Source organism: Mycolicibacterium sp. CBM1 (genome assembly GCF_054073305.1).
Genome location: NZ_JBSXPP010000007.1, coordinates 55,686 through 82,182, shown reverse-complemented (window position 1 = coordinate 82,182; position 26,497 = coordinate 55,686). Strand labels below are relative to the sequence as shown.

Sequence of the window (26,497 nt, the reverse complement as noted above, 5' to 3'; positions counted from 1 at the left end):
TTGGCACATGTACAACAGCTTCTGACGAATCCGGAACGTCTCATCACCTCGGGCAGCGCATCTGCGCCACACCTGGTACCCCGGTGTGCATGGCCACGATACTGGCGTACGGCGCACCGGCACTGGGTCACCTGTTGCCGGTCAGTGCGTTGTTGAGCGAACTCGCGGCCCGGGGCCATGAGGTGCACCTGCGCACGCTGGCCGCTGGAGTCGGTGCCGGTCAGCGGCTGGGCTTGCACACCGCCCCGGTCGACCCCGGCATCGAGGCCATCACCAGCCGGGACTGGACCGCCCGCAACGTCTTCGGCGTGCTGCGAATGACCATCGACGTGTTGTGCCGGCGGGCCGAACTCGAGGTGGACGACCTCGCCAGCGCGATCGCCGAGGTCAGTCCCGACGCACTGCTGATCGACGCCAACTGTTGGGGCGCAATGTCGGCCGCCGACGCCGGCGACTTGCCGTGGACGGTGTTCTCGCCGTTCACGCCGTTTCTGCGGTCCCGCGGTGTGCCGCCGGTCGGACCCGGCATGCGGCCGTGGCCGGGGCCGGCAGGGGTGATGCGCGACCTTATCCTGCGCGCCGTGGTGAGCTCGGTGATGGACCGCCCGATGCTGCCGCGGATCAACGCCGTGCGGGCCCGGGTTGGGGCGCCGCCGGTGACATCGGTGGACGATTTCCTGCGCCGGACGCCGCAGATGCTCGTCGTGGGCGGGGAGCCGTTCGAATACCCGCACCCGGACTGGGGCGACCGGGTGCATCTGATCGGCGCGTGTTCGGCCGCGGCCGACAGCGAGATGCCGGACTGGCTGGCCGCGATCGAGGATCCGGTGGTGCTGGTCACCACCTCCTCGATCCGGCAGGCCGACTCCGCTCTCGGTCGCGTCGCACTGGAAGCGCTGGCCGACGAGCCCGTACATGTCGTGGCGACGTTCCCGGCGGGAGTGCCCGAGGACCTCGTCGTTCCGCCGAATGCGACCGTGCGCCAATATGTTCCGCACGACCCGGTGTTGGACCGGGCGGTGTGCGCGGTGACCCACGGCGGGATGGGCGCCACCGTGCGTGCCCTGGACCGCGGGGTTCCGGTGTGCGTGGTGCCGTTCGGCCGCGACCAGCCCGAGGTGGCCATGCGGGTGGAGGTCGCGCGCTGCGGAACGCGGCTGCCCGCGGCCCGCCTCACCCCGCGGCGCCTGCACGCCAAGGTCATGGCGGCCATGACGATGGCCGACGGTGCGCACCGGGTGGCCGCCGGCTTCGCGGCCACCGGCGGAGTGGCCCGCGGTGCTGAGTTGATCGAGCGGCAGCTCACCTGCAGTAGTAACGCCGATTCCGATGAAGGGCCACGATGATCAGCCGAAGTGCACGCCCTGGGCCAACGGCAGCTCCGAGGAGTAGTTGATGGTGTTGGTGGCCCGGCGCATGTAGGCCTTCCACGAATCCGAACCCGACTCCCGCCCGCCGCCGGTCTGCTTCTCGCCGCCGAACGCCCCACCGATCTCGGCCCCGGAGGTACCGATGTTGACGTTGGCGATGCCGCAGTCCGAGCCGTCGGCGGCCAGGAACCGCTCCGCCTCCCGGACGTCGGTGGTGAAAACGGCCGACGAAAGCCCTTGCGGGACGGCGTTGTTCAATTCGATCGCCTCATCGAGGGTCTCGTAGGTGAGCACGTAGAGGATGGGAGCGAAGGTTTCGTCGTGCATGATCTGGGTCTGCGCGGGCATCCGCACCACCGCCGGCTCGACGTAGAAGGCGTCCTGCCCGGCCTCGCCGCCGATGTGGTGGCGCTGTCCGCCGGCGACCACGCCACCGTCGGCGGCGGCCCGCTCGAGCGCGCCGACCATGTCGCGGTAGGCGGTCTCGTGGATCAGGGGTCCGACCAGGGTGCCGTCCGCGGACGGGTCACCGATCGGCAGGGTGCGGTAGGCGGCAACGATCCGCTCGACCAGTGTGTCGGCGACCGAGGAGTGCACGATCAGCCGGCGCAGCGTGGTGCAGCGTTGGCCCGCGGTGCCGGCGGCCGAGAAGACGATCGCCCGCACGGCCAGGTCGAGGTCGGCCGACGGCGTCACGATGGCGGCGTTGTTGCCGCCGAGCTCCAACAGCACGCGGCCGAAGCGTTCGGCGACGCGGGGACCGACCTGCCGGCCCATCCGCACAGATCCGGTCGCCGACACCAGCGCCACCCGGGGATCGTCGACCAGCGCTTCGCCGACCCCGCGGCCACCCTGGACCAGCCGGCTGACCGCGGCGGGCGCGCCCACGTCGGCGGCGGCCCGCTCGATCAGCGCCTGGCAGGCGATCGCGGTCAGCGGGGTCAGCTCGGAGGGCTTCCACACCACGGTGTCGCCGCACACCAGAGCGACGGCCGTGTTCCACGCCCACACCGCGACCGGGAAGTTGAACGCCGTGATCACGCCGATGACGCCGAGCGGGTGCCAGGTCTCCATCAACCGGTGGCCGGGGCGTTCGGAGGCGATGGTGCGTCCGTAGAGCTGGCGGGAGAGCCCGACCGCGAAGTCGCAGATATCGATCATCTCCTGGACCTCGCCGAGCGCTTCGGAGGTGATCTTGCCCGCCTCGACGGTGACCACGGTGGCCAGGTCGGTCTTGTGCTGGCGCAGCAACTCGCCCAGGCGTGCCACCAGCTGGCCGCGCACCGGGGCCGGCGTGGTACGCCACGCCGAAAATGCCTGCGCCGCCTCGGTGATCGCGGTCTGGGTCTGCTCCGCGGTGGTCTCGGCGACGGTGAAGAGAACATCTCCGGTGAGGGGGGTGCTCGCGGGCAGGCCGGGGGCGCCCGGTTCGCTGAGGGCGGCGTCGGTGCCGATGGCGCTCAGAGCCTGGTGTACCCGTGTCCGCAGGTCCTCGGCGGTGGGCAGCCCGGTGGTCGCGGTCGTGGTCGTCGTGGTCATGCGGGGGCCTCCTGGGCGGTCGCGTCGTAGAGGTCGTACGGGTCGTGGATGTGGTGGCCGATGCTGTCGGCCATCCAGTCCATGCTGTAACCGGATTGGTCTGCGCCGGTGGCGGCTTCGGCGTCGGTGTCGAGGTTGGACCGAAAGATGCCGGCCGCCGACGCCGGCAGGAAGTCCTCGTAGACCACCGGTGCCGACGGGTCGCCGCGATGGTAGTAGGCCAGCCCCTGCGACGCCATCTCCTCGTCGGTGCCGGGGAAGTAGTCGCCCCACAGCGCGGCGGGGTCGCCGGTCGCCATCGCGGCGTCGTAGCGTTCGCGGCCCTTACGGGTCAGCGCGACGCCCCGTGCCTCGACCTCGCCGAAGCGCACCCGCAGTGTGTCCTCGGTGACGGTGCCGTCGTCCTCGCGGAAGCGCCGTGGTTCGGCGAGAGCGCGAAACGACGTCTGGCGCAACAGGACATCGGGGCCGCTCCAGCGCGGCGGGCCCTGGATCGCATCGATCATCGCGATCCCGCGTTCGCTCATCCGCTGGTAGAGGTCATCGATGTCGAGCACCCGGGGAGTGAGGTGATTGATGTGTGTGGTGGGGACGCCGGCGATGTCGGCCGCCACCGCGGAGACGGCGGTCAGTTCGGCGTACCAGGCGCGGTCGACCGGTTCGCGGGACAGCGCGAAGGCGGCGACCGCCCGTGCCACGAAGTCCTGCGCGGTGCTGGCGTCGCAGCCGTCGGCGGCGGCGATGCGGCGGGCGTCGGCGATGAGCGCCGGATCGAACAGCTGCCGGCGGCTCAGGAACTCCTCGACGCGCCCGCGCAGGTCGTCGTCGAAGAACCGCGCGTCGCGGGTCGCCAGCATCGAGGTGAACACCCGGAACGGGTTGCGGGCCAACTCCTCGGCGTTCACCGGCCGGAACGCCGTCGACACCACCGGTACCGGTGAGGCCGCCTCGCGCAGGTCGTAGTAGCCCACCGGGAACATGCCAAACGCAGCGAAAAGATCTGCCACGGCGGCTAATTCGGCCGGAGTCCCCACCCGGATCGCGCCGTGGCGTTCGGCGGTGACCCGCTGGATGGAACCCAGGCGCTCAGCCCGCGGATGGGTGGCCACGTAGTCGCGGTTGACCGCCTCGCTCACCTCCACCAGCGTGGTGTAGGCCGGTACCTCGGCGCCGTACATCGCCGACAGCGCGGCGGCGAAACGGGCACGCAGCTGCCAGATCGCGACCTCGGGTGCGCTCATCGGCTGGCCCCGGTCCGATAGTGTGCGGCCATGGTGGACAGCGCGGAGGTGGGCCACGGTCTCGACGAGGTCGACCGCACCCTGGTGCGGGAACTCGTCGCCGACGGTCGTGCGACGCTTGCGCACCTCGCGGCGACAGCCGGCTTGTCGGTGTCGGCAGTGCAGTCGAGGGTGCGGCGCCTGGAATCGCGCGGGGTGGTGACCGGGTACAGCGCCCGCGTCGACCCCGAGGCATTCGGGCACATGCTGTCGGCGTTCGTGGCCATCACTCCTCTCGATCCGTCCCAACCCGATGATGCTCCTGCGCGCCTGGAAGGCATCCCCGAAATCGAGGCGTGCTACTCGGTGGCCGGCGAGGAGAGCTACGTGCTGTTTGTGCGTGTCCCGTCGCCGCGAGCGTTGGAGGGTCTGTTGCAGCAGATCCGGACGACCGCGAACGTGGGCACACGAAGCACGATCATTCTAAACACATTTTACAGTGATCGAGTCTTCTTGCCGGAATAGTTGACGCCACTGCGCCGTCATGGGCGGAAAAATTACGATACGATCGGCCAATGACGGAACTCTTGTCGCGTGATGACTTGCACACCGCAATCGAACCCGGGAACGTGCGTACGGTGCTGGCCCGACGGATCCTCGCCGACGGGCTCGATCTGGTGCTCGACCTGGAACGCTCCGCGGGGTCGGTCCTGGTCGACGCCCGCGACGGCAAGACCTACCTGGACATGTTCACCTTCTTCGCCTCCTCGGCGCTGGGCATGAACCATCCCGACCTCGCCGGTGACGAGGCGTTCCGCGCCGAACTGGCGCAGGCCGCGATCAACAAGCCGTCCAACTCCGACGTCTACACCGTGCCGATGGCCCGCTTCGTCGACACCTTCGCCCGGGTCTTGGGCGACCCGGCGCTGCCACACCTGTTCTTCGTCGACGGCGGCGCCCTCGCGGTGGAGAACGCGCTGAAGGTCGCGTTCGACTGGAAGAGTCGGCACAACGAGGCCCGCGGCATCGACCCGGCGCTGGGCACGCGCGTTCTGCACCTGCGCGGCGCCTTTCACGGGCGCAGCGGCTACACCCTGTCGCTGACGAACACCGACCCGAACAAGGTCGCGCGGTTCCCCAAGTTCGACTGGCCGCGTATCGACGCGCCCTACCTGCGGGCCGGTGCCGATATGGACGAGCTGGAGGCGGAGTCGCTGCGCCAGGCCCGCGCGGCGTTCGAGGCGCATCCGCACGACATCGCCTGCTTCATCGCCGAGCCCATCCAGGGCGAGGGCGGGGACCGCCATTTCCGTCCGCAGTTCTTCGCCGCGATGCGCGAGCTGTGCGACGAGTACGACGCGCTGATGATCGCCGACGAGGTGCAGACCGGCTGCGGTATCACCGGCACCGCCTGGGCCTACCAGCAGCTCGGTTTCACCCCCGATGTCGTCGCGTTCGGCAAGAAGACCCAGGTGTGCGGGGTGATGGCCGGCCGGCGCGTCGACGAGGTGCCCGACAACGTCTTCGCTGTCAGCTCGCGGATCAACTCCACCTGGGGCGGCAACCTCGCCGACATGGTGCGCTCGCGTCGGATCCTCGAGGTCATCGAGGTCGACGAGCTGTTCGCCCACGCCGCGCAGATGGGCACGCACCTGCTCGCCGGTCTCGAGGCGCTCGCCGAGGAGCTACCCGACGTGGTCGGCGACGTCCGCGGCCGCGGCCTGATGTGCGCGGTCAGTCTGCCCGATCCGGCGCACCGCGACGCCGTGCTCAGCGCGCTGTGGGAGCGCGGCGTGATCATGCTCGGCAGCGGCCCCGACAGCGTGCGATTCCGTCCCGCGCTGACCGTCACCCGCGCCGAGCTCGACCGTGCGGTGGCGGCGCTCAGAGAGGTATTGCTCGCGGCCGTCTAGCATTTTGGAGCATGCGGCTGCCTGTGCTGATCGGCGTGGCGGCGGTGCTGCTGAGCGGATGCGCGCAGACCGTCGCCGGTAACGCGGTGTCCAATCCCGCCCACGCCATCACGCCGCTGCGCGCCGACGACACCGACCAGGTGCTCATCGGCCCGGCGCAGCTGCGCGACATCGTCGGCGTCAAGCTCCAGACCGATGCCGATCAGGCCCGGCCCATCCCCGGGTCGTCGGCGGTGCCCGCCTGCTCCGCCCTGGACGCCGCGGGTATGCAGGCGTTCCTCGGTGACAAGTGGGCAGGCTTCCACGTCCTGCTGTTCACCGACGGCGACCGACATGATCACGTGGTGGCCGAGGCCGTCGCCGTGTATCCGGATGCGGCGTCGGCGGCAACACAATTCGGCGTCGGGACCAAGAACGCCAAGGCCTGCGACGGTCAGCGCGCCTTGAGCGCTGGCGGCGACGCCGCCTGGAAGTTCAGCGTCCCGGAGATCACCGCGGACACCGTGCGCTGGACCAAGCAGCAGATCGGCATCCCGCTGCAGTGGACCTGCGCCGCGGAAGCCCGGTTGCGCAACAACGCGATCGTGCAGGCGATGGCCTGTCAGGGCGATGACGGGGGTCAGGTCACGGTGACGACGATGACCGACCGGATGTCGGCCAGTGTGTGGGAGCTGTCGGGTCGCTGAGCGCACGCCACACCCGCGCCGGGGTCATCGGCAGGCTGCGCAGGCGCACCCCACACGCGTCGGCGATCGCGTTGGCCAGCGCGGGGGCAACCGGGTTGTAGGGCGACTCGCTCATCGACTTGGCGCCCATCGGCCCGAATTCGTCGACGGTGTCGGCGAAGTAGACCTCGGTCACCGGCAGGTCGGCCAGCTGCGGAATGTGGTAGTTGCGCAACGCGTCCGTGGTCACCGCGCCATCCGGTCCCATGCGCATCTCCTCGAAGAGGGCCGACCCGATGCCCTGCGCGGTACCACCTTCGACCTGGCCGCGGCACTGTTCGGGGTTGATCACCACCCCGGCGTCGACGGCCTGGACCGACTGCAGAATTCGCACCTGTCCGGTCTCGATGTCGACCGCCACCCGGAACGCGTGCACGTTGAACGCCACCGACCTCGGTGATCCGTCGTGGTGCCCGGTGCCGCTCAGTGGGCCGTCGCGCAGCAGATCGCCGAAGCCGACCAGGATCTCGCCGCACTGGACCCCGTTCGGCCCCAGTTCGCACGACACGACCGCTGCCCCGGTACCTGCCGCGGCGGCGGCCAGCAGCTCGCGGTGCAGCGCACGACAGGCGCGAAGCACGGCGGTGCCCGCCACCACCGTTCCCGCCGAACCGAAAGCGCCGGTGTCGTAGCCACCAAGGTCGGTGTCGGACTGGCGCAGTTCGATCCGGTCGCTCGTGGTGTTCAACTCCGCTGCAGCCAGCTGGGTGTGCACCGTCGACGTGCCGTTGCCGAACTCCGCGGTACCGATCGAAAGCGTGTACTGTCCTTCGGAATTCACGGTCACCGTCGCATCGGCCAGATGTCCGCGTGGCGGAATGGTGGCGATCATAGCCAGGGCCATGCCCTCGCCGACGCGCCACTGCGGACCCGGTGGCGGGGCCACGCCGTTGCCGCGACGCAGCGCCGACTGCGCCAGCTGCAGGCATTGGTCCAAGCCGTAGCTACCGAAGGCCAGATCGTCGGAGGCCACGTGCCAGTCGACGAAGTCGTCACCGGGCACCACCACGTTGCGGCGGCGCAGTTCGTACGGGTCGATCCCGAGCCGGCCGGCCAACTCGTCGAGCGCACACTCGACGGCGAAGATCACCTGCCCCAGCCCGTATCCGCGGAACGCCCCCGACGGTAGGTGATTGGTGTAGACGGCCTCGGCATCGACCCGCTTGTTGGGGCAGCGGTAGACCGACAGTGACTCGCCGCAGCTGTGGAACAGCACCCCCATGCTGTGATTGCCGTACGCCCCCGCGTCGACCAGCGCGTCGACCCCCAGCGCGGTGAGCACACCGTCGGCCCCCGCCGCGACCGTCACGTCGACGCGGTACGGGTGGCGGCACGGGGCAGTGCGGAACTGGTCGGTGCGAGTGAACTCGTAGCGCACCGGACGGCCCAGGCGCAGAACGGCGAGTGCGACGAGGTCCTCGACCAGCATCTCCTGCTTGGCGCCGAAGCCGCCGCCCACCCGCGCCGCGATCACCTGCACCCGGTCGCGCCGCAGGCCGAAGATGTGGCACAGCTCGTCGCGGACCAAGAACGGGACCTGCGTGCTGGCCCGAATCACCAACCGCCCCTGTGCATCCCGCCACCCGGTGCAGCCGTGCGTCTCCAGGTGTGTGTGCTGCACCCGGGCGGTCGTGTAGCGGCCGGTGACCACCGCCCCGCCCGCCGCCATCGCGGCGTTTGTTCCCGCCTCGACGTTGCCCACACCACCGTGCAGCTGAGCGACCACATTGCGCGATGGGTCGGCGATCCGGGCCGCAGGTCCCTTGTCGGCGTGCAACAGGGGAGCGCCGGGCCGGCGTGCCTGGTCGGGATCGAACACCGCGGGCAGCCGCTGGTACTCCACGGTGATTGCGCGACAGGCTTGTTCGGCGGTGGCCAGGTCGTCGGCCACCACCGCTGCCACCCGCTGGCCGACGAAGCGCACCGTATCGTCGAGCACCCGGGTGTCGTCGGGATCGTCGGCGCGCAACTCGTGGCGCGCGGTGGAGAAGGCCACCGCCGGACTGTCGAGGTGGGTCAGTACCAGCCGGACTCCCGGAATCGACTGTGCTGCAGCGGTATCGATGGCGACGATGCGGGCATGCGGAAGGGGGCTGGTCAGTACGGCCATGTGCAGCAGCGGTTCGTCGGGTTCGAAGTCCATGGTGTAGCGCTCGGTCCCGGTGACCACCCGCACCGCGGCGGGTGGACTCACCGACCGGCCGACGCCGGCCGGCTTCTCGGTGTTGGATGTCCCAGCCAGGGCGTCGGTGATCGACCGGTAACCGGTGCACCGGCACAGGTTTCCCTTCAGCTGCTCGGCCAGCTGCGCCGGGTCGTCGCCGGTAAGGGTCGAGCCGGTCACGATCATGCCCGCGGTGCAGAACCCGCACTGGAATCCGCCGGCCTCGACGAACCGCCGCTGCAGCGGGTGCATGTCCTCGGGGCTGCCCAGGCCGGCGACGGTCGTCACGTCGCGTCCCGCGGCGCGAAACGCCGGATAGATGCACGAGTGCATCGGTTCGCCGTCCACCAGCACTGAGCACGCGCCGCAGTCCCCGGCGTCGCACCCCTTCTTGACCTCGAAATGCCCGTGCTCGCGAAGGTAGGTGCGTAGACACTGCCCAGGCCGGGGCTCATCGGGCTGCTCGACCCCGTTGATGCGGATGTTCGCGCCGCTCACGCCAGCTCCGCGCAGACCTGTCGGGCTAGCAACAGAGCCATAGCCGCGCGCCAGTCCGGGTCGCCGTGCGCGTCGTCGGTCCAGTCCTCGTCCGGGATCGACGCGTGCGCGCCGCGAAGCTGTTCCTCTGCGGGCCTGCCGGCGAAAGTGAACAGGTAGGGCCGCACGGTGGCACCGGTGATCGAGACAGTCAGCCGGCCGCCGTCGTCGGCGGCGTCGCGCCGCCCGATGACCACCACGCCGGAGCGCCCCAGGGTCGACGGGGCGACCTTGCGGTACGCGGTCCTTGCCCGCAGTGCCGGGGCCGGTAGGTGCACTGACCGCAGTATCTCGGCCGAGGCCAGCCGGTTGTGCGCAGCGCCGGTGACGAATTCGCGCACCGGCATCCAGTGCTCGCCGCCGTCGGGTCGCCAGATGAGTAGTCGGCCGTCGAGCGCGGTGCACAGCGAAATCATGGAGCCGGCGGGGAAAGACAAGCAGATGTTCCCGCCCACGGTGGCCGTCTTCCACACCTTGAACGACGCCTTCAACGCCGACGCGCACTGGCGGAACAGTGGTGCGGCGGCCCAGCCGGGTCGCTCGTCGGGCAGGCGTCGGGACAGCGCCGCGACCTGCTCGATGCTGCAGGTCGCGGCGATCTCGAGGCCGTCGTCGCTGACGGTGAGCGGCGCCCAGCCGAGCGTGGTGAGGTCGACCAATCTGCGCAGGTGGACTTGAGGCTCGGAGAACAACCACGTCCCGCCGGCCAGGACGGCGTCGGCAGGGCCCAGCGGCCACACCTCGGCGCGACGGGTCGGGGTGTCGACCACCTCGACGGTCGGGATATCCACGTCACGAACGTAGAGCGCGCGGGCCGACGCCGCACGCCAGCGTGCTGATCCGCGAGCGGCCGCCCCCACGGCCGCTCGCGGTCAATCAGTAGCTACGGATCAGCGAAATCAACTTTTCTTTGCTCAGTCCGGAGTATCCGGAGATACCGAGTTGCTTTGCTCGCTTCTTCAGCTCTGCCACGGTCCAGCCTTCGTACGCACAGGACCGGGATGGCCGGAAAAGGCGGATATCGTCGGTGTTCGAGCCGTTCCTGGTGGACGTTGCGGTGTTCAATACGTCCTACCCCCTTTGCTGAGGTTGCTGCCTCTTCGCAGGGGTCTTTACCCAGCCCGACCGGCGGGCCAAACATTTCCTATTCGCGGATCTCGTCCGGATCCGGATCCTCGACGACCTGCAGCTGTTCCTGCCAGTCCGATTCGTTGCTCTCGAGCGGCACGTCGGACGGGCCGACGACGATGTCCGGCTCGACGGGTTCCGAAGCGGGCCGCAGCTGCTCGACAGCGTCGGCGATCGGCACGTCGTCGGGGAAGGAATCGGTGTCAGTCATCACCTGTCACGCTACTCGCGCACGCGGCGGAGTTACGGCTCAACTCCGGTGGGTATCGCCTCGACCGCGGCGGGTCGAAAAGACAGCCCGCGCACCTCCTACGACGAATTGGTCGGCTGGACCACACGACACTTTCCCGGATCCGAGCCGACCCATTACTGGTCCGCGCAGGATTACGTAGCCGTCGACGAACTGCCCTATGTCGGCCCGCTGCTACCTGGTAGCGACCACTTCTTCGTGGCAACCGGATTCGCCAAATGGGGCATGACCAACGGCGTCGCCGCGGCGCTGCTGCTCGCCAAGCGCCTCCTCGGCGGGCAACACGCCCGCTGGGCGCCGGCGTTCGCCAGCTGGAGCCCGCACGAGCCGACCGGGCTGGCAACTGGCCGCCGGCTGGGCGACGCCGGTGACTCATCGCAACGGAAGCCTGCGCGACGGCGCCAGGTCGGTCAGCGGACCGCCGTGGAACGTGGTCGCGCGGGACTGCCCGTTGCACGGATCCCGATTCAACGCCGACGGCACCGTCCTGGAGGCCCGGCCACTCGCGACTTGTCCCGATGATGGGGGCGCCGCTTTCGGGTGAGCAGCGACCGGCGCATGTTTGAGCTCTGCCACCGGATGGGTATGAAGAGGCGACCATGACGACGACTTCCTGGGCACGCGACCGTGGTTAGCAGACCCGAGGACTGGAGTAGTGTCGGGTCGACATTGCCAGGAGGCCAGATGACGGATGGCGAAAGCCGTGGCAGCGGGCACCAACGTGGTGCCAACGCTGTCGAGTTGAGAGTTGCTGCGAGGCTGGAAAACCTCGCCGTGCTGCGTACCGTGGTCGGCGCGGTCGGGACATTCGAGGACCTGGATTTCGACGCCGTGGCCGATCTGCGGCTGGCCGTCGACGAGGCCTGCACCAGGTTGATCCGCTCGGCGTCGCCGGACGCGACGCTCGTGGTGGTTGTCGACCCGCGCGACGACGTGGTTGTGGTGGAGACGTCGACGACATGTGACACCTATGACGTGGTCACTCCGGGTAGCTTCAGCTGGCATGTGCTCAGCTCTCTGACCGACGACGTGCAGACCTTTCACAACGGTCATGAGCCCAGTGGCGACGGGCAGGTGTTCGGTATCACCTTGACCACGAGGCGGGCGGGCTCCGGGCAGTGAGTCCCCGAGCGAACAGTTCGTCACCCCGGACGAATTCGGAGTACGCCGACGTCCCGGACATGTTCCGGGAGTTGGCGAAACTGGATCCGGATTCGCCGGAATTCCAACGTAAGCGAGACCGCATCGTCGAGCGGTGCCTGCCGCTGGCCGACCACATCGCCCGCCGCTTCGATGGCCGCGGCGAGCCGCGCGACGATCTCGTCCAGGTGGCGCGCGTCGGTCTGGTCAATGCCGTCATCCGTTTCGACTTCGAGACCGGTTCGGACTTCGTGTCATTCGCGGTGCCGACGATCATGGGCGAGGTCCGCCGCCACTTCCGGGACAACAGCTGGTCGGTGAAGGTGCCGCGCCGGCTCAAGGAATTGCACCTACGGCTCGGCACGGCGACCTCGGAACTGTCCCAGCGGCTGGGCCGCGCACCGACCGCCTCCGAGCTGGCCGAGGAACTCGGCATGGAGCGCGAAGAGGTCGTCGAAGGCCTGGTCGCGGGTAGCTCCTACAACACGCTGTCGATCGATTCCGGTGGCAGCGGCAGCGACGAGGACGCACCGGCGATCGTCGACACCCTCGGCGACGTCGACCTCAGCCTGGACCAGATCGAGAACCGCGAGGCCCTACGGCCCTTGCTCGCGGCACTGCCGGAGCGGGAACGCACCGTGTTGCTGCTGCGGTTCTTCGAGTCGCTGACCCAGACGCAGATCGCCGAGCGGGTCGGCATCTCCCAGATGCACGTGTCGCGGCTGCTGGCGAAGTCGCTAGCTCGGCTTCGCGACCAGCTGCAGTAGCCGGCGTGGCTCGCCATCGAGCAGCGCGATCGCTTCCGGCACCGACTCGGCGATCGGAAGCGCGTGGTCGGGATCGCAGACCCGCAGCAGGCGCGACACGGACTCGCCGGTCACCAGCGCCCAGCGGGATGCGGCATTCGCGCACCGGACGTTGATGGTATGGAGGGCTGAAAAGCCAGCTGTCCCAAAGAATTCCAGTGGACTTAAGTCCAGCACCAGCCGGACGCCCTCGGTGGCGCACTCGTCGACATGGTCGGCGAAGGCCGCGCTGTTGGACGCGTCGAGTTCGCCGCGGACGGTGATAATGCCAACGGCCTCGTCGGGCCAGTCGGTGGTGAAACGTGCGGTGTGGCACTCGCGGGTTTGCGGGGCAGCCGGACGCGTGGATTGATCTGTTCGTACAACAGACATGGTGACTCCATCAGTGAACGAGCATTCGTACTGTGGATCACGTCAAGTAAAAAACTCGTGGGTGCAGGGAGAATGCCTGCCCTGCACGTCTTTGACGCTGTTCCGGGCGGCTGTTAACTCAACCTGTCCCAGACGATACCCCTACCGCCGCAGGCTGGACCGGCACAACCGCGGGTTCTCATCATCTTCACACCCCCGATCAGGGTAGCGGTGTCAGCGGGCCGCCCATGATGTTACCGACAATTCCACGAATGATGTTGCTGCCGTCTTCGTTTCGCAACTCGCGGTACCACTGCGCGGTGATCTCCGGCTCCTTGGCGTGGGTGACGTCGCAGCGTCGGCGGGCGCGCAGCACCAGCTCACCGGCCCGTTCTGTGCGTGCACGCTGATAGGCCGCCAGCGCGGCATCGATGTCTTCGGGATGGTCGCGCAGCGCCCACTGCAGGGCGACGGCGTCCTCCATCGCCGAGCAGCCGCCCTGTCCGATGTCGGGGGTGGTGTTGTGGGCGGCATCGCCCAGCACCGCCACACGGCCGCGTACCCATGTGTGGAAGGGGTCGAGGTCGAGTATCTCCACCCGGTTGGTGCTCGACGGGTCGAGCGCATCGATCAGCGCGTGCACCCCGGGCGCCCAGCCCGCGAAATGGGATCGCAGCACCTGGCGGGCCGAGCCGCGCTCGTAGCTCATGCCCTGGGGCTCGAGCACGTCGAAGAAGAAGTAGAACCGGCCCCCGGCAACCGGCATCACCGAGACGCGTTTGCCGTCGCCGACGTAGGTGGTCCACTCGGTGGCCGGCCCAATCCGTTCGTCGACGTCCACCAGGCCGTTGAAGTTCACGTAGCCGGCGTAGCGGCGGGTGACCGGGCGGGCCAGCACGTACTCGCGCGTGACGGAGTTCGCCCCGTCGGCGCCGATCACCAGGTCAGCCGAGACGGTCGTCCCGTCGGCGAACGTCACGGTGGCGCCGCCGCCGGTGTCGCGCACGCCGGTCATCGTCATACCGAAGTGGATGCGGTCGACTCCATAGGCCTGCATCAGCATGAGCTGCAACTCCGCGCGGGCGATGGGGTAGGGGCGCTGGCCGACCTCGTCGATCAGCGGCTCCATCGAGAAGCGGCACATGGTCTCGCCGGTGTGGCCGTCGAGGTAGCTCATACTGTCGACGATCCCGCCGAGCGCGGCTGTCTGTTCCTCCAGGCCAAGGTAATTCAGGCATTTGACGCCGTTGGACCACACCGAGATGGCGGCGCCCACCGGCTTGTTGTCGGTGACCCGCTCGTAGACCTCGGTGTCGATGCCGATCTGCCGTAACGCGATCGCGGTGCTCAGGCCGCCCATGCCCGCGCCGATGATCACCGCCTTCATTGCTCAGCTCCCCCGGTAGGTCGAGTAGGAATACGGCGACAACAGCAGTGGCACATGGTATTTGCCTGTCGGTTCGGCGATCTGGAAGGCGATGACGACCTCGGGGTAGAAGCTCGTCACGCCGCGGCAGCTGAAGTAGCCCGCGGTATCGAACCGCAGCCGGTGCAGCCCGGCGGCGAGATCCTGGTCGAAGGCGATCCGGCCGTCGGCATCGGTCGTGGCGTCCGCGATGGGGTGCCCGCCGGCGTCGGTGAGGGTGACCGCGACCCCGGTCGCGGCGGCGCCGATCGCGGCGTCGAGGACGTGGGTGCTCAGGTGTGCCATGCGATCACTCTGCCGCAGGTGCGCTCAGCAGCCGCTGCAGGCGCAGGCGGTTGATCTTGGCCAGTTCGCTGCGCATCACCCGGCGTTCGGTTTCGGGGTCGTTGCCCAGCCGCTCGGTGAGGATACCCAGGAGTTCCTCGGCCGAGCGCCCGCTGGCGCAGACCAGGTACACATAGCCGAACCTGCCCTCGTAGTCGCGGTTGCGGGCGGCCAATTCCGCCTTGACGGCGGCGTCGGCATCGGCCACCCCGGCCTGCTCGCGCGCCGAGGACGGGTTGTCGGGGCGATCCCCGATGCGTGGGTGGCCGTCCAGGGCGGCGTCCAGCTCGCTGTCGGGGAGTTCGGCCAGCACCCGGTCGGCGCGGTCCAACAGCGCCTCGGTATCCGCGAACGGCCCGCCCGCCAGCACCCGGCGTGCCCAGATCGGCGACGAGCACACCTCGAACAGGGCGTGCATGCGCTGACGCTCGGACATCTGGTTGAACGCGGGCAGGCCGACGGCTCTCACGTCAGCTCGTTGAGCCGGTTGAACCGCGCGGCGGCGATCGGGTTGGCGTCGGCCACCAGATCGGCGAAGCGGTAGTTGGCGATCTTGGCGATCTCGATCAGCGCGAACGCCCGCTCGGCGGCTGGCGGGTTGTCCATCCGTGACCAGCCGTTGCGCAGCACCCGGTCGAAGTGTTCGGTTTCCCGCGCGCAAATCACCAGCGGGAAGCCGAAGTGCTCGCGGTAAGCCGTCGCCAACTCCACCACGTCATTGTGGTCGTCGTCGCTCAAATTGCTCAGCGCCACATGGTCGACGGCCAGCGCGTGTCCGGTCTCGTCCTCGGCGCCGAGGTCGGGGAAGGCGTCGAGCAGCTCGCGCTGCTGGTCGGCCGAGCCGGTGAGCACCGCGTCTGAGAACGCCTCCCGCAGGGCCTTGGTGTCGGTGAACGGACGGGCCGCGAATGCCCGGGCAACTGCCCACGGCACGTCCTGCACGACGTGGCCGAAGACCTCGGTGAAGCGTTCTGCGGTCATCGCGTTGACCTCGTCGAGGGTGATGGTGCCCGCGCCGGCTACGCGCGGGCCGCGGCTGCCGGTGTGGAAGAAGACGATGTTGAGCACGATCGCGGTGATCGCCCCGATGCTGATACCGCTGCCGAACAAGAGGTCGATCCCGGTCGGCATGGCCTTGGCGACGTCGGGATAGGTGGTCACCCACAACGCCAACGCCAGGCTGGTGGTGACGATGATCAGGTTGCGGTGGTCGGTGAAGTCCACCTTGCCCAGGGTCTGGATGCCCACCACCGCGACGGTGGCGAACAGGGTCAGCGCGGCCCCGCCGAGGACCGGCTGCGGGATGGCCGACACGACCGCGGCGACCTTGGGCAGGAACCCGAGCACGATCATGATGACGCCGGCGGCGGCCACCACCCATCGGCTCTTCACGCCGGTAAGCCGCACCAGACCGACGTTCTCGGAGAACGCCGTGTAGGGAAAGGAGTTGAAGACCCCGCCGATCACGGTGGCCAGGCCGTCGGCGCGCAGCACGTTGCCGATGTCGTCGGCCTTGATCCGCTTGCCGACGATCTCGCCGGTGGCGATGGTGCTGCCGGTGGACTCCACGGCCGTGATCAGCAGCACGATGATCATGGTGATGCAGGCCGCCACGTCGAACTTGGGCATGCCGAACAGGAACGGCGCGGTGAACCCGACCAGGTCGGCGGCGCCCACCTTGGCAAAGCTCATGTCGCCCAGCGCGAACGCCACCGCGCAGCCGGCCACCAGGCCGAGCAGCACCGCGATGGTGGCGACGAAGCCGCGGAAGAGCCGCTGGATGGCCACGATCACGGCGATAGTGCCCAGCGCGTAGAGCAGCCAGCGCAGGTTGGTGGGGTCGTGTTCGCCGGTATGCGGGTTGGTCACGGCGTCACCCGCGCCGACCGGCACCAGGCACAGGCCGATGATCGTGATCAGGGTGCCCGTCACCACCGGCGGGAAGAATCGCAACAGCCGGATGAAGACTGGGGCGATGAGGAAGGTGAACACGCCGGCGACGATCACCGCGCCGTAGACGTGGAGCAGGCTGGCCGCGCCGCCGCCGTGGGCCAGGCCGATGGCGATGATGGGTGCCACGCCGGCGAAGGTGACACCTTGGAGTAGCGGCAGTCGCACGCCGATCTTCCAGAAGCCGACGGACTGGATGATCGACGCGATGCCGCAGGTGAACAGGTCGGCGGTGATGAGCTTGACCAGGTCCTCGGACGGCAATTTGATGGCGCTGGCGATCAGGATCGGCACCAGTACGGCGCCGGCGTAGAACGCGACGACATGCTGGAAGCCGTAGGTCGCGAGCTTCGGGACGGGCAGCACCTCGTCGACGGGGTGCACCCGCTTCTTCGGTTTCACCGGGGCGGACATCGTCCAAGAATCACCCCAGTTCACACTGTTCGCATGTCGAAGCGTGGCCGGGCGGCGGGCGTGCTGCTGGCTGCAGGCGCTGGAATCCGGTACGGGATGCCGAAAGTCCTTGCCAGCCAAGGTCGTTGGCTCGACGCGGCGGTGGCGGCGCTGTCCGGGTGCGATGAGGTGGTGGTAGTGCTGGGTGCGGCCGTCCTCGACGTGCCCGCGCCGGCCCGCGCGGTGATCGCCGACGACTGGCGCCACGGAATGGGTGCCTCGCTGCGCGCCGGCCTGGCGGCGGTGGGTGACGCCGACTTCGCCGTCGTACTCACCGTCGACACTCCGGATATAGGTGCCGACGTCGTCGATCGAGTGCTGGCGGCGGCACGGTCCTGCGATTCGGGTATCGCGCGGGCGACCTACGGTGCCCGTCCCGGGCACCCGGTGGTCATCGCCCGGCGGCACTGGCCCGCGCTGGGGGAGACCCTGACCGGTGACGAGGGCGCCCGCCGATTCCTGGCCGGACGCAGCGACGTCGCCGCTGTCGATTGTTCCGACCTGGCGACCGGTATCGACATCGACGAGCGCTAGATGCCGATCGACTCGGCGAATCGGCGCACCGAGTCGGCGGCGGTGCGGGTCGCCTCATCCTGGCCGGGCCGGCAGCGGTGGATGATCGCGCCGGTTGCGACGTCGAGCACCACCTCGCCGAGCAGCTCACCGGTTGTCGGCTCGCAGACCGCCCACGAATAGGCAATGTCGTGCTGCCACCCGGTAAGGGTCTTGGTCACGTAGTCCGGATCGGCTTCACCGAGGTCGGCCAGCGCGGGCCGGTCGTCTATCCGATCATCGGCGCGCAGCGCGCGCAAATACCAGCTGCCGGCGTTGATTTCGACAGGATCCATGTCAACGGCGACCGTAGAGCAGCATGCCGAGCACCGGGAGCGCCAGCCAGGCCAGCCAGCCGTGTGGCACCAGAATGGTGAACGCCAGGGCCGCAAGCGGAATGAGGGCCATCACAATGGCGCGCCAGTCGCGGACGCGTTCGGTGTCCTGGCGCGATGCGACGCCGGGTTTGGCCGGCAGGTCGGCGAAGATCGGGTCCAAGTCGGCGCGGGTGACAGCGGCACTGACCGCCGCACTGCGTTCGGAGAACTCATCGGGGTTCAGCCGGCCCTCGGAGAACTGCTTGCTCAGCAATTGCATGGCCTCTTCGCGCTCGGCGGTGCCGATCCGCACCCGCTCGATGTCCTCGCTCACAGCGTCCATCATGCTCGATGGCGGGAGGCCGACGTCGGTGGGCCGAGCCGGCCCGGCAATGGCACAATCTGGGCATCGGCACCCTCACTTTCGCGCTCGTCGGCTTCGGTCTGTTGATGGCCGCGGGTGTGCTGATCGGCGGCAGTAGGTGGGGCCCGGCGTTGATCGTCCTTGGGCTGGTCACCGCGCTTGCGGGGGTCACGATCGGGGTGTGCACCCAGGGGTGGGTCACCGCACTGGACGGCCCGACGGCGTCGGTGATCAACCAGTGCACGCAGCGTTGTCAGCCGTTACGTGCCGTGGCGGCGGAGGTCGCCCGGATCGGCAACCCGGCCGCCGTCGCGATCGCCGGGGTGATCAGCGGGGCGTTGCTGTCGATTCGCTACCGGTCACTGGTTCCCGGCATCGTGGTGGTGGGCACCACGGGTTTCGCCGTGTTCGTCAAGGACTTCATGAAGGCCACCATCGAAAGACCGGTCAGCGCAGCCGAGGCCGCGGCGGCGCCGGGGCTCAGTGAAGCCCTACATCCATTTCCGTCGGGGCATGTCGCGGGCACCGCCACATTGCTCGGTGTCGTGGCCGTCGGCATTGGCGCACACAGCCAACGGGTGCTGCGCGGCATGCTCGTCACGCTCGCCGTGGCGGGAGCGCTGATCGTCTCGGTCAGCCGACTCATGCTCGGCGCCCACTGGCTCAGCGACATATTCGGGGGAGCCCTGCTGGCGGGAATCGCCGTCACGCTCGGCGCCGTCACGCTCAGCACGACAACTCGAGCCCGACGGCGACGCCCGGCTGCACACCGCGCCGTGGTTCAACGGCGCCGGGTCCGCAGCGCTACTTGATCTCGGCCAGGACGGTGCCCTGGGTGATCGCGGCGCCCGCCTCGACGGCCAGCCCGGTGATGACGCCGTCCTTGTGGGCGGTCACCGGGTTCTCCATCTTCATGGCCTCCAGCACCACCACAAGGTCACCGGTGGCAACGGTCTGGCCTTCTTCGACGGCCACCTTCACCACGGTGCCCTGCATCGGCGCGGTGACCGCATCACCGGAAGCGGCGGCACCGGCGTGCGCGCCGCGCTTGCGCGCCTTGGGCTTCTTGCGGATCACGCCCGACTCGACCGCCCCGCCGCCATTGCCGAGCGCGAGGTCGCCGGGCAGCGACACCTCGACGCGGCGGCCACCGACCTCGACGACCACCTTCTGGCGCGGCTGGGGCTCTTCCTCGTCGACCGCGCCACCGCCGGTGAACGGTTCGACGATGTTGTCCCACTCGGTCTCGATCCAGCGGGTGTGCACGGTGAAGCCGTCCTCGTCGCCGATGAACGCCGGGTCGCTGACGACCGCGCGGTGGAACGGGATGACGGTGGCCAGGCCTTCTACGGTGAACTCGTCCAGGGCGCGGCGGGCGCGCTGCAGAGCCTGCTGGCGGGTGGCACCGGTGACGATCAGCTTGGCCAGCATCGAGTCGAACTGGCCGCCGATCACCGAACCGGTCTCGACGCCGGAGTCCAGCCGCACGCCGGGGCCGGTGGGCGGGACGAAGTTGGTGACGGGTCCGGGGGCGGGCAGGAAGCCGCGGCCGGCGTCCTCACCGTTGATGCGGAACTCGATGGAGTGTCCACGCGGCGTGGGATCTTCTGTGATGTCCAGCTCTTCACCGTTGGCGATGCGGAACTGCTCGCGAACCAGGTCGATACCTGAGGTCTCCTCGGTGACCGGGTGTTCCACCTGCAGGCGGGTGTTGACCTCGAGGAACGAGATCAGGCCGTCCTGGCCGACCAGGTACTCGACGGTGCCGGCACCGTAATACCCGGCCTCCTTGCAGATCCGCTTGGCGGACTCGTGGATCTCCTTGCGCTGCGCGTCGGTCAGGAACGGGGCCGGAGCCTCCTCGACGAGCTTCTGGAAGCGGCGCTGCAGCGAGCAGTCGCGGGTGCCGGCGACGACAACATTGCCGTGGGTGTCGGCGATCACCTGGGCCTCGACGTGGCGCGGCTTGTCCAGGTAACGCTCGACGAAGCACTCGCCGCGACCGAAGGCGGCGATCGCCTCACGGGTGGCCGACTCGAACAGCTCGGGGATCTCTTCGATAGAACGGGCGACCTTCATGCCGCGGCCGCCGCCACCGAATGCCGCCTTAATGGCGACCGGGACGCCGTACTCCTTGGCGAACGCGACGACCTCGTCGGCGTCCTTGACCGGATCCGGGGTGCCCGGCACCAGCGGTGCCTTCGCGCGGGCGGCGATGTGGCGGGCGGTGACCTTGTCACCGAGATCGCGGATCGACTGCGGGCTCGGGCCGATCCAGATCAGCCCGGCGTCGAGGACCGCCTGGGCGAAGTCGGCGTTCTCCGAGAGGAAGCCGTAGCCGGGGTGGATCGCGTTGGCGCCCGACTTGGCGGCCGCGTCGAGCAGCTTGCCGAAGTCGAGGTAAGACTCAGCCGAGGTCTGGCCGCCGAGGGCGAACGCCTCGTCCGCCAGCCGCACGTGCGGCGCGTCGGCGTCGGGCTCGGCGTACACCGCCACACTGGCCAGTCCGGCATCCCTGGCCGCCCGGATCACGCGGACCGCGATCTCACCACGGTTGGCGACGAGGACTTTGGAGATGGTCTGACTGGGCACCGCGCCTCCTGCTTAGCGTGACTCTAAGAACGTTCTTTAAAAATAGGTTCGCACGGCAGTGTAAGCGGCGCCCCTCAGACACGAGCGAGCCGGTGCCCCTACCGGTGAGTAGGTTTCAGCCGCCTGTGCGCAGACGGCGCTTGATCCGCGTCAGCATCGCCGACATCCCGCGCAACCGCAGCGGACTGATCAGCGCCGCCAGACCGAGGTCGGCATAGAAGTCGTCCGGCACGGCCAGGATGGCGGCCGCGGACTGCCCGTCCAGACCCGTTGCCAGGATGGAGGCGAACCCGCGTGTCGTCGGCGCCTCGACCGGGGCGCTGAAGAACAGCCGGACGTGGTCGGTGTCGGAGGCGTCGACGTGCAGGAACAACGGCGACTGGCACTCCGGGACCGGCTCCATGGCCGCCTCTTCCAAGGTGGACGGCAGTGCTGGTAATTCATTGGCGAACTCCAGCAACAAGGTCAACTTGTCCTGGCCCTGCACGTCGGCGAAGTCGGAGACGACCTCGGCCAGGGCCGCCGGCATGCTCATACGGTGCCGGGCTGGTCCCCGGCGACGATCGGCACCCGCACGGTATTGCCCCACTCGGTCCACGAACCGTCGTAGTTGCGCACACCCGGGATCCCCAGCAGATAGGTGAGCACGAACCAGGTGTGGCTCGAGCGCTCGCCGATGCGACAGTAGGCGATGATGTCGTCACCGGGCTGCACGAAGGAGTACACCTCCTCGAGTGCGGCGCGGCTGCGGAACCGGCCGCTGTCGTCGGCGGCCTTGGCCCACGGCACCGACACGGCGGTGGGAATGTGGCCGCCGCGCAGCGCACCCTCCTCCGGATAGTCGGGCATGTGGGTGCGTTCGCCGGTGTACTCCTGCGGGGAGCGCACGTCGATCAGCGTCGAATGGCCCAGGGAGGCAAGCACATCGTCCCGGTAGGCGCGGATGGCGGCGTCGTTGCGCTCGACGGCGGGGTAGCCGGTGGTGGCCCGGCTGGGTACGTCCAGCGTGGTGTCGCGGCCGTCGGAGATCCACAGATCGCGCCCGCCGTTGAGCAGCCGGACGTCCTGATGGCCGAACAGGGTGAACACCCACAGCGCGTAGGCGGCCCACCAGTTGCTCTTGTCGCCGTAGATCACCACGGTGTCGTCGCGGGAGATGCCCTTGCGGTTCATCAGGTCGGCGAACTGCTCACCGGTGATGTAGTCGCGTACTCGCGGATCGTTGAGGTCGGTGTGCCAGTCGATCTTCACCGCGCCCGGAATGTGGCCGATGTCGTAGAGCAGCACGTCTTCGTCGGACTCGACGATTGCCAGTCCGGGGGTGCCCAGGTGAGCCGACAACCAGTCGGCGGTGACCAGGCGCTCAGGGTGGGCGTAGTCCTTCAGGGCAGGGCTGGGATCTGCGGAAAGCGGCACGGGATGAGCCTACCGCCGATCAGCCGACCGGATTGGCCGCCCAGAGCTCACCGATCGAGAGCCCGACCGCGGCCAGCAGGCCACGGGTGAGCGACAGCCCGAGCCCGACCACGTTCGACGGGTCGCCGTCGACGCCCTCGATGAACCAGCCACCGAGCCCGTCGAGGGTGAATGCGCCGGCGACCTGCAGTGGTTCACCGCTGGCGACGTAGGCCGTCAGGTCGGCGGCCGCGGGCGTGGCGAACCGCACCCGGGTCACCTCGGCGCGTGCGGCGGTGTGGACCGTCGCGCCGTGGCGCACCCGCACGACGCAGTGTCCGGTGTAGAGCAGACCGTTGCGCCCGGCCATCGAATGCCATTGCCGCATGGTCTCTTCCGCGGTACCTGGCTTACCGCGCAGCGCACCGTCGATGTAGAGCATCGAATCGCAGCCGATCACAACACAATCCACGGCCGCATCGTGGTCCAGCACTGCGCAGACCGCGTTCGCCTTGGCGGTGGCCAGTGCGGTGACGACGTCACCGGGCTCGGCATCGGGTCCGAGTGCGGCGACGACGGCGTCCTCGTCGACACCGGAGACGATCACCAGCGGGTCGATGCCGGCGTTGCGTAGCACCCGCAGCCGGCCCGTGGAGGCCGAGCCCAGGACGACGCGCGTCATCTCCGCATGTGCGTCCGCTCCAGCAGCGTCACCCGATGCCAGCTGGTGATGCCATAGCGAAGCTTGTCGACCGGATGGCCCCACAGATTGAGCTCCTGCGGACCCGGCGCCGCGCCGCCACCACTGGCGGCAGCCAGCACGGTGACCAGCGCGGCGATGTCCTCGTCGCTCGGGTTGCCCCGCTCGATGCGGATTTCCGGTGTGGCCGGCTCGGGATTGTCGAGCGTGATGTCGCGCGGGTCGCTGAGTTCGGTGATGTCCTCGTGCTTGGTCACAATGCCCAACCGTTCGTCTCGTTCGCTGCGCTCTCTCGACTCACAGCGCCCAACCGTTCGTCTCGTTCGCTGCGCTCTCTCGACTCACAGCGCCCAACCGTTCGTCTCGTTCGCTGCGCTCTCTCGACTCACAGCGGAATGTTCCCGTGCTTCTTCGGCGGCACCTGGGCGATCTTGCGCTCCAGCAACCGCAGGGCGGTGGAGATGTAACCCCGGGTGTGCGACGGCGGGATCACCGCGTCGACATAGCCGCGCTCGGCGGCGATATAGGGGTTCACCAGGGTATCCTCGTAGTCCTGCTGTAGTTCCAGGCGCAGGGCGTCAACGTCCTCGCCCTTGGTCGCGGCGTCCTTGAGCTGGGGGCGGTAGACGAAGCCAACCGCGCCCGAGGCGCCCATCACCGCGATCTGCGCCGTCGGCCAGGCCACGTTGACGTCGCAGCCCATGTCCTTGGACCCCATCACGCAGTAGGCGCCGCCGTAGGCCTTGCGGGTGATGACGGTGATCTTCGCGACCGTGGCCTCGCCGTAGGCGTAGAGCAGCTTCGCGCCGCGGCGGATGATGCCGTTGAATTCCTGTTCGGTGCCCGGCAGGAAGCCGGGCACGTCGACCAGCATCACGATCGGGATGTTGAAGCAGTCGCAGGTCCGCACGAACCGGGCGGCCTTCTCCGAGGCGTTGATGTCCAGGCAGCCGGCGAACTGGGTGGGCTGGTTGGCCACAATGCCCACCGGACGACCATCGACCCGGCCGAAACCGACGATGATGTTCTGCGCGTAACCGGCCTGAACCTCGAGGAATTCGTCGTCGTCGAGGATGCGGGTGATCACCTCGTGCATGTCGTACGGCTGGTTCGGCGAATCCGGGATCAGCGTGTCGAGCTCGAGGTCCTCGTCGGTGAGGTTCTCCTCGATGGCGCCCGGATGCGGCGGGGCCGGGTAGCGCGGCGGCTCGGCGTAGTTGTTGGGCGGCAGGTAGCTCAGCAGGTCGCGAACGTAGTCCAGGGCATCCTGCTCACCGGAGGCCACGTAGTGCACGGTGCCCGACTTGGCCATGTGGGTGTGGGCGCCGCCCAGCTCCTCCATGGTGACGTCCTCACCGGTGACGGTCTTGATGACGTCGGGCCCGGTGATGAACATCTGGCTGGTCTGGTCGACCATGATGACGAAGTCGGTCAGTGCGGGGGAGTAGACGTGGCCGCCGGCCGCGGCACCCATGATCAGCGAGATCTGCGGGATCACGCCCGAGGCCTTGATGTTGTTGTGGAAGATCCGGCTGTAGAGACCGAGGGAGACCACACCCTCCTGGATGCGGGCGCCGGCACCGTCGTTGATGCCAATGAGTGGGCGGCCGGTCTTGAGGGCCAGCTCCTGAACCTTGACAATCTTCTCGCCGTAGACCTCGCCGAGGCTGCCGCCGAAGACGGTCGCGTCCTGGCTGAAGATGCAGACCTCGCGGCCGTCGATGGTGCCGTAACCGGTCACCACACCGTCGCCGACCGGGCGGTTCTTCTCCAGGCCGAAATTGGTGCTGCGGTGCCGGGCCAGCGCGTCCAGTTCGACGAACGAGCCCTCGTCGAGCAGCGCCAGGATGCGTTCGCGAGCGGTGAGTTTGCCCTTGGCGTGGACCTTGTCCACGGCGGCCTCACCGACCGGATGCAGCGCCTCCTCGGCGCGCCGACGCAGATCCGTCAGCTTGCCAGCGGTGGTGTGGATGTCGATCGTGTGCCCGGAGGCCGGTTCGGTAACGCTCGTCATGGGTCACGATGGTATCGGCAACCTTAAGGAGCCGCTAAGGGCACCGTGTCTTGTGTTCCAGCGCGTCGTGCCGTAGGGAATGACCATGGGTTATCCGGACAACGTGCTCGCCGGTGACGAGCAGGTCGTGCTGCACCGCCATCCGCACTGGAAACGACTGGTCGGCCCCGTCCTGGTGCTGCTCGTCAGCACCGCGGTGGCGGCGTTCGTCGCCGCACTGATCAACACCACGACGTGGGATCCCACTGCCAAGAAGGTGCTCTTCGGCGTAGTAGCGGCGATCTGGGTCATCCTGGTCGGCTGGCTGACGTTGTGGCGTTTCTTGTCTTGGCTGACAACCCATTTCGTGATCACCGACCGCCGAGTGATGTTCCGGCACGGCTTGCTGACCCGCTCGGGCATCGACATTCCGCTGGCCCGGATCAACAGTGTCGAGTTCCGCCACGGTCTGCTGGACCGCATGCTGCGCACGGGCACACTCGTCATCGAGTCGGCGAGCCAGGATCCCCTTGAGTTCCACGACATTCCCCGCGTGGAACGGGTGCACTCACTGCTGTATCACGAAGTCTTCGACACCCTGGGGTCGGAGGAGTCGCCCAGCTGACGGGCGGACCGCCGGCGGCGCAATGGGGTGACGTTGCCGATCTCGGCCGCCGACTCGTATTCGTCTTCCATGGCCTCGGCCAGGCCGCCACCAGTAAGGGTGGACTCCAGCGCCTTGTCGTGGCTCGGGCCGAGTTCGTCGGGGAACACCCAGCGCCGGAACGCCCAGAATCGGAAGGCCATCTGCAGCAGATTGCCGATGACGTAGGCCGCCACGAAATCGGCGATGTTCTCGATGGTCAGCGTGACGTGCGGCACCCGAAGTTCCAGCACATAACTGGAGAACCACAGTGGGGCCATGCTCAGCAGCACGCCGACACCGCTGACCGCGAAGAACAACAGTGCCTCGTGGTGCCGTTCGCGGCCACCGCGGTTGCGGAAGCTCCATTCTCGATTCAGGACGTAGGACGCGATCACCGCGACGATGCCGGAGATCACCTTGGCGGTGACCGGCTTGGGCTCGAGGATCGTCAGCTTCAGCGTGTAGAAGATCGCGGAATCGATGACGAACGTCGAGGCGCCGACTATCGCGAACTTGATGAGCTCGTGATGCCGCTCGGCGAAGGGCCGGATCGGTCGGGGGAGCCGAGCGATCGTGGCATCAGCAAAAGACACAAGGACAAAGTCTACGGATACAGCCACAGGTGTGTGTAGCCGCGCAGGT

Annotated in this window: 28 protein-coding genes and 1 pseudogene; 10 read left to right on the top strand and 19 right to left on the bottom strand. The window is 68.5% G+C overall.

The window, feature by feature from the left end; translation table 11 throughout:
• The first annotated feature begins 89 nt into the window (after window positions 1-89).
• Complete coding sequence (locus ACXDF8_RS11915) at window positions 90-1,346, top strand: nucleotide disphospho-sugar-binding domain-containing protein (protein WP_457223465.1); 1,257 nt, start codon at window positions 90-92, stop codon at window positions 1,344-1,346.
• Here the strand turns inward: ACXDF8_RS11915 and amaB are convergent, their stop codons facing one another.
• Complete coding sequence (gene amaB / locus ACXDF8_RS11910) at window positions 1,347-2,909, bottom strand: L-piperidine-6-carboxylate dehydrogenase (RefSeq protein WP_457223464.1); 1,563 nt, start codon at window positions 2,907-2,909, stop codon at window positions 1,347-1,349. It abuts the gene before it with no gap.
• Complete coding sequence (hglS, locus tag ACXDF8_RS11905; protein WP_457223463.1) at window positions 2,906-4,150, bottom strand: 2-oxoadipate dioxygenase/decarboxylase; 1,245 nt, start codon at window positions 4,148-4,150, stop codon at window positions 2,906-2,908. Before hglS ends, amaB begins: the two co-directional genes overlap by 4 nt.
• A 30-nt stretch (window positions 4,151-4,180) precedes the next feature.
• Here hglS and ACXDF8_RS11900 point away from each other — a divergent pair, with 30 nt between their 5' ends.
• Genes ACXDF8_RS11900 through ACXDF8_RS11890 form a run of 3 tightly spaced genes read left to right on the top strand, consistent with a single transcriptional unit; the run spans window position 4,181 to window position 6,728 of the window.
• Complete coding sequence (locus ACXDF8_RS11900; protein ID WP_457223462.1) at window positions 4,181-4,654, top strand: Lrp/AsnC family transcriptional regulator; 474 nt, start codon at window positions 4,181-4,183, stop codon at window positions 4,652-4,654.
• A 50-nt stretch (window positions 4,655-4,704) separates the two neighbouring features.
• Entirely contained in the window at window positions 4,705-6,042 is a 1,338-nt protein-coding gene (gene lat / locus ACXDF8_RS11895) for an L-lysine 6-transaminase (protein WP_457223461.1), read from the top strand.
• A gap of 11 nt (window positions 6,043-6,053) precedes the next feature.
• On the top strand, window positions 6,054-6,728 hold the full coding sequence (locus ACXDF8_RS11890) for a sensor domain-containing protein (RefSeq protein WP_457223460.1): 675 nt from the start codon (window positions 6,054-6,056) through the stop codon (window positions 6,726-6,728).
• Here ACXDF8_RS11890 and ACXDF8_RS11885 read toward each other — a convergent pair.
• The 3 genes from ACXDF8_RS11885 to ACXDF8_RS11875 all read right to left on the bottom strand — a co-directional run bounded on the left by ACXDF8_RS11885 (window position 6,667) and on the right by ACXDF8_RS11875 (window position 10,807).
• On the bottom strand, window positions 6,667-9,429 hold the full coding sequence (locus ACXDF8_RS11885; protein WP_457223459.1) for a molybdopterin-dependent oxidoreductase: 2,763 nt from the start codon (window positions 9,427-9,429) through the stop codon (window positions 6,667-6,669). The two genes, ACXDF8_RS11890 and ACXDF8_RS11885, sit on opposite strands and share 62 nt — an antisense overlap.
• Entirely contained in the window at window positions 9,426-10,259 is an 834-nt protein-coding gene (locus ACXDF8_RS11880; protein ID WP_457223458.1) for an FAD binding domain-containing protein, read from the bottom strand. The genes ACXDF8_RS11885 and ACXDF8_RS11880 overlap by 4 nt, the downstream gene beginning before the upstream one ends.
• Before the next feature lie 353 nt (window positions 10,260-10,612).
• Window positions 10,613-10,807, bottom strand: a complete 195-nt coding sequence (locus ACXDF8_RS11875; RefSeq protein WP_457223457.1) for a hypothetical protein — start codon at window positions 10,805-10,807, stop codon at window positions 10,613-10,615.
• A gap of 48 nt (window positions 10,808-10,855) precedes the next feature.
• On the opposite strand from ACXDF8_RS11875, the pseudogene ACXDF8_RS11870 reads away from it, so the two are divergent.
• The 3 genes and pseudogenes from ACXDF8_RS11870 to ACXDF8_RS11860 form a co-directional block, all read left to right on the top strand.
• A pseudogene (locus ACXDF8_RS11870) lies at window positions 10,856-11,368 on the top strand (FAD-dependent oxidoreductase); the annotation flags it as partial.
• A 162-nt stretch (window positions 11,369-11,530) separates the two neighbouring features.
• Complete coding sequence (locus tag ACXDF8_RS11865; RefSeq protein WP_457223456.1) at window positions 11,531-11,968, top strand: ATP-binding protein; 438 nt, start codon at window positions 11,531-11,533, stop codon at window positions 11,966-11,968.
• Window positions 11,969-12,027: 59 nt separating this feature from the next.
• A complete protein-coding gene (locus tag ACXDF8_RS11860; RefSeq protein ID WP_457223601.1) occupies window positions 12,028-12,753 on the top strand; it encodes an RNA polymerase sigma factor SigF in 726 nt (241 codons plus the stop codon).
• On the opposite strand, the gene ACXDF8_RS11855 is transcribed toward ACXDF8_RS11860, so the two are convergent.
• From ACXDF8_RS11855 to ACXDF8_RS11835, 5 genes are all read right to left on the bottom strand, one after another.
• Window positions 12,724-13,164 carry an STAS domain-containing protein gene (locus ACXDF8_RS11855; protein ID WP_457223455.1) on the bottom strand — a complete coding sequence of 147 codons (441 nt, stop codon included), beginning with the start codon at window positions 13,162-13,164 and terminating at the stop codon, window positions 12,724-12,726. The genes ACXDF8_RS11860 and ACXDF8_RS11855 overlap by 30 nt on opposite strands.
• A 199-nt stretch (window positions 13,165-13,363) precedes the next feature.
• Window positions 13,364-14,530, bottom strand: a complete 1,167-nt coding sequence (gene hpxO / locus ACXDF8_RS11850) for an FAD-dependent urate hydroxylase HpxO (RefSeq protein WP_457223454.1) — start codon at window positions 14,528-14,530, stop codon at window positions 13,364-13,366.
• 3 nt (window positions 14,531-14,533) lie between these two features.
• Entirely contained in the window at window positions 14,534-14,854 is a 321-nt protein-coding gene (gene uraH, locus ACXDF8_RS11845) for a hydroxyisourate hydrolase (protein ID WP_457223453.1), read from the bottom strand.
• Window positions 14,855-14,858: 4 nt separating this feature from the next.
• A complete protein-coding gene (uraD, locus tag ACXDF8_RS11840; protein WP_457223452.1) occupies window positions 14,859-15,362 on the bottom strand; it encodes a 2-oxo-4-hydroxy-4-carboxy-5-ureidoimidazoline decarboxylase in 504 nt (167 codons plus the stop codon).
• Entirely contained in the window at window positions 15,359-17,257 is a 1,899-nt protein-coding gene (locus ACXDF8_RS11835; protein ID WP_457223451.1) for a PbuX/PucJ/PucK family nucleobase permease, read from the bottom strand. The genes uraD and ACXDF8_RS11835 overlap by 4 nt, the downstream gene beginning before the upstream one ends.
• 33 nt (window positions 17,258-17,290) lie before the next feature.
• Here ACXDF8_RS11835 and ACXDF8_RS11830 point away from each other — a divergent pair, with 33 nt between their 5' ends.
• Window positions 17,291-17,830 carry a nucleotidyltransferase family protein gene (locus tag ACXDF8_RS11830; protein ID WP_457223450.1) on the top strand — a complete coding sequence of 180 codons (540 nt, stop codon included), beginning with the start codon at window positions 17,291-17,293 and terminating at the stop codon, window positions 17,828-17,830.
• Here the strand turns inward: ACXDF8_RS11830 and ACXDF8_RS11825 are convergent.
• Window positions 17,827-18,144, bottom strand: coding sequence for a hypothetical protein (locus ACXDF8_RS11825; RefSeq protein ID WP_457223449.1), 318 nt, complete (start codon window positions 18,142-18,144; stop codon window positions 17,827-17,829). The two genes, ACXDF8_RS11830 and ACXDF8_RS11825, sit on opposite strands and share 4 nt — an antisense overlap.
• 1 nt (window position 18,145) lies before the next feature.
• Entirely contained in the window at window positions 18,146-18,499 is a 354-nt protein-coding gene (locus ACXDF8_RS11820) for a DUF1707 SHOCT-like domain-containing protein (RefSeq protein ID WP_457223448.1), read from the bottom strand.
• Window positions 18,500-18,516: 17 nt separating this feature from the next.
• Here ACXDF8_RS11820 and ACXDF8_RS11815 point away from each other — a divergent pair, with 17 nt between their 5' ends.
• Window positions 18,517-19,341, top strand: a complete 825-nt coding sequence (locus tag ACXDF8_RS11815) for a phosphatase PAP2 family protein (RefSeq protein ID WP_457223447.1) — start codon at window positions 18,517-18,519, stop codon at window positions 19,339-19,341.
• Here the strand turns inward: ACXDF8_RS11815 and ACXDF8_RS11810 are convergent.
• The 6 genes from ACXDF8_RS11810 to ACXDF8_RS11785 form a co-directional block, all read right to left on the bottom strand.
• Window positions 19,334-21,121, bottom strand: coding sequence for an acetyl/propionyl/methylcrotonyl-CoA carboxylase subunit alpha (locus ACXDF8_RS11810; RefSeq protein WP_457223446.1), 1,788 nt, complete (start codon window positions 21,119-21,121; stop codon window positions 19,334-19,336). The genes ACXDF8_RS11815 and ACXDF8_RS11810 overlap by 8 nt on opposite strands.
• Before the next feature lie 115 nt (window positions 21,122-21,236).
• On the bottom strand, window positions 21,237-21,656 hold the full coding sequence (locus ACXDF8_RS11805; protein WP_457223445.1) for a SufE family protein: 420 nt from the start codon (window positions 21,654-21,656) through the stop codon (window positions 21,237-21,239).
• Window positions 21,653-22,537 (bottom strand): sulfurtransferase, encoded by an 885-nt coding sequence (locus ACXDF8_RS11800; protein ID WP_457223444.1) that lies wholly within the window; start codon window positions 22,535-22,537, stop codon window positions 21,653-21,655. Before ACXDF8_RS11800 ends, ACXDF8_RS11805 begins: the two co-directional genes overlap by 4 nt.
• A gap of 19 nt (window positions 22,538-22,556) precedes the next feature.
• A complete protein-coding gene (locus tag ACXDF8_RS11795) occupies window positions 22,557-23,198 on the bottom strand; it encodes a Maf family protein (RefSeq protein WP_457223443.1) in 642 nt (213 codons plus the stop codon).
• Entirely contained in the window at window positions 23,195-23,473 is a 279-nt protein-coding gene (locus tag ACXDF8_RS11790; RefSeq protein ID WP_457223442.1) for an acyl-CoA carboxylase epsilon subunit, read from the bottom strand. The genes ACXDF8_RS11795 and ACXDF8_RS11790 overlap by 4 nt, the downstream gene beginning before the upstream one ends.
• 128 nt (window positions 23,474-23,601) lie before the next feature.
• Window positions 23,602-25,230, bottom strand: coding sequence for an acyl-CoA carboxylase subunit beta (locus tag ACXDF8_RS11785; RefSeq protein WP_457223441.1), 1,629 nt, complete (start codon window positions 25,228-25,230; stop codon window positions 23,602-23,604).
• A gap of 85 nt (window positions 25,231-25,315) precedes the next feature.
• Between ACXDF8_RS11785 and ACXDF8_RS11780 the strand changes: the two genes are divergently transcribed.
• Window positions 25,316-25,834, top strand: a complete 519-nt coding sequence (locus tag ACXDF8_RS11780; protein WP_457223440.1) for a PH domain-containing protein — start codon at window positions 25,316-25,318, stop codon at window positions 25,832-25,834.
• Here the strand turns inward: ACXDF8_RS11780 and ACXDF8_RS11775 are convergent.
• Window positions 25,789-26,448: a GtrA family protein gene (locus tag ACXDF8_RS11775; RefSeq protein WP_457223439.1), complete on the bottom strand. Its 660-nt coding sequence runs from the start codon at window positions 26,446-26,448 to the stop codon at window positions 25,789-25,791. The two genes, ACXDF8_RS11780 and ACXDF8_RS11775, sit on opposite strands and share 46 nt — an antisense overlap.
• Window positions 26,449-26,497: the final 49 nt, after the last annotated feature.

Coding starts and splice junctions, on each gene's coding strand:
- ACXDF8_RS11915 (WP_457223465.1), top strand. CDS start 90: ATGGCCACGATACTGGCGTACGGCGCACCGGCACTGGGTCACCTGTTG.
- amaB (WP_457223464.1), bottom strand. CDS start 2,909: ATGACCACGACGACCACGACCGCGACCACCGGGCTGCCCACCGCCGAG.
- hglS (WP_457223463.1), bottom strand. CDS start 4,150: ATGAGCGCACCCGAGGTCGCGATCTGGCAGCTGCGTGCCCGTTTCGCC.
- ACXDF8_RS11900 (WP_457223462.1), top strand. CDS start 4,181: ATGGTGGACAGCGCGGAGGTGGGCCACGGTCTCGACGAGGTCGACCGC.
- lat (WP_457223461.1), top strand. CDS start 4,705: ATGACGGAACTCTTGTCGCGTGATGACTTGCACACCGCAATCGAACCC.
- ACXDF8_RS11890 (WP_457223460.1), top strand. CDS start 6,054: ATGCGGCTGCCTGTGCTGATCGGCGTGGCGGCGGTGCTGCTGAGCGGA.
- ACXDF8_RS11875 (WP_457223457.1), bottom strand. CDS start 10,807: ATGACTGACACCGATTCCTTCCCCGACGACGTGCCGATCGCCGACGCT.
- ACXDF8_RS11865 (WP_457223456.1), top strand. CDS start 11,531: ATGACGGATGGCGAAAGCCGTGGCAGCGGGCACCAACGTGGTGCCAAC.
- ACXDF8_RS11860 (WP_457223601.1), top strand. CDS start 12,028: ATGTTCCGGGAGTTGGCGAAACTGGATCCGGATTCGCCGGAATTCCAA.
- ACXDF8_RS11855 (WP_457223455.1), bottom strand. CDS start 13,164: ATGTCTGTTGTACGAACAGATCAATCCACGCGTCCGGCTGCCCCGCAA.
- hpxO (WP_457223454.1), bottom strand. CDS start 14,530: ATGAAGGCGGTGATCATCGGCGCGGGCATGGGCGGCCTGAGCACCGCG.
- uraH (WP_457223453.1), bottom strand. CDS start 14,854: ATGGCACACCTGAGCACCCACGTCCTCGACGCCGCGATCGGCGCCGCC.
- ACXDF8_RS11835 (WP_457223451.1), bottom strand. CDS start 17,257: ATGTCCGCCCCGGTGAAACCGAAGAAGCGGGTGCACCCCGTCGACGAG.
- ACXDF8_RS11830 (WP_457223450.1), top strand. CDS start 17,291: ATGTCGAAGCGTGGCCGGGCGGCGGGCGTGCTGCTGGCTGCAGGCGCT.
- ACXDF8_RS11825 (WP_457223449.1), bottom strand. CDS start 18,144: ATGGATCCTGTCGAAATCAACGCCGGCAGCTGGTATTTGCGCGCGCTG.
- ACXDF8_RS11815 (WP_457223447.1), top strand. CDS start 18,517: ATGGCGGGAGGCCGACGTCGGTGGGCCGAGCCGGCCCGGCAATGGCAC.
- ACXDF8_RS11805 (WP_457223445.1), bottom strand. CDS start 21,656: ATGAGCATGCCGGCGGCCCTGGCCGAGGTCGTCTCCGACTTCGCCGAC.
- ACXDF8_RS11795 (WP_457223443.1), bottom strand. CDS start 23,198: ATGACGCGCGTCGTCCTGGGCTCGGCCTCCACGGGCCGGCTGCGGGTG.
- ACXDF8_RS11785 (WP_457223441.1), bottom strand. CDS start 25,230: ATGACGAGCGTTACCGAACCGGCCTCCGGGCACACGATCGACATCCAC.
- ACXDF8_RS11780 (WP_457223440.1), top strand. CDS start 25,316: ATGGGTTATCCGGACAACGTGCTCGCCGGTGACGAGCAGGTCGTGCTG.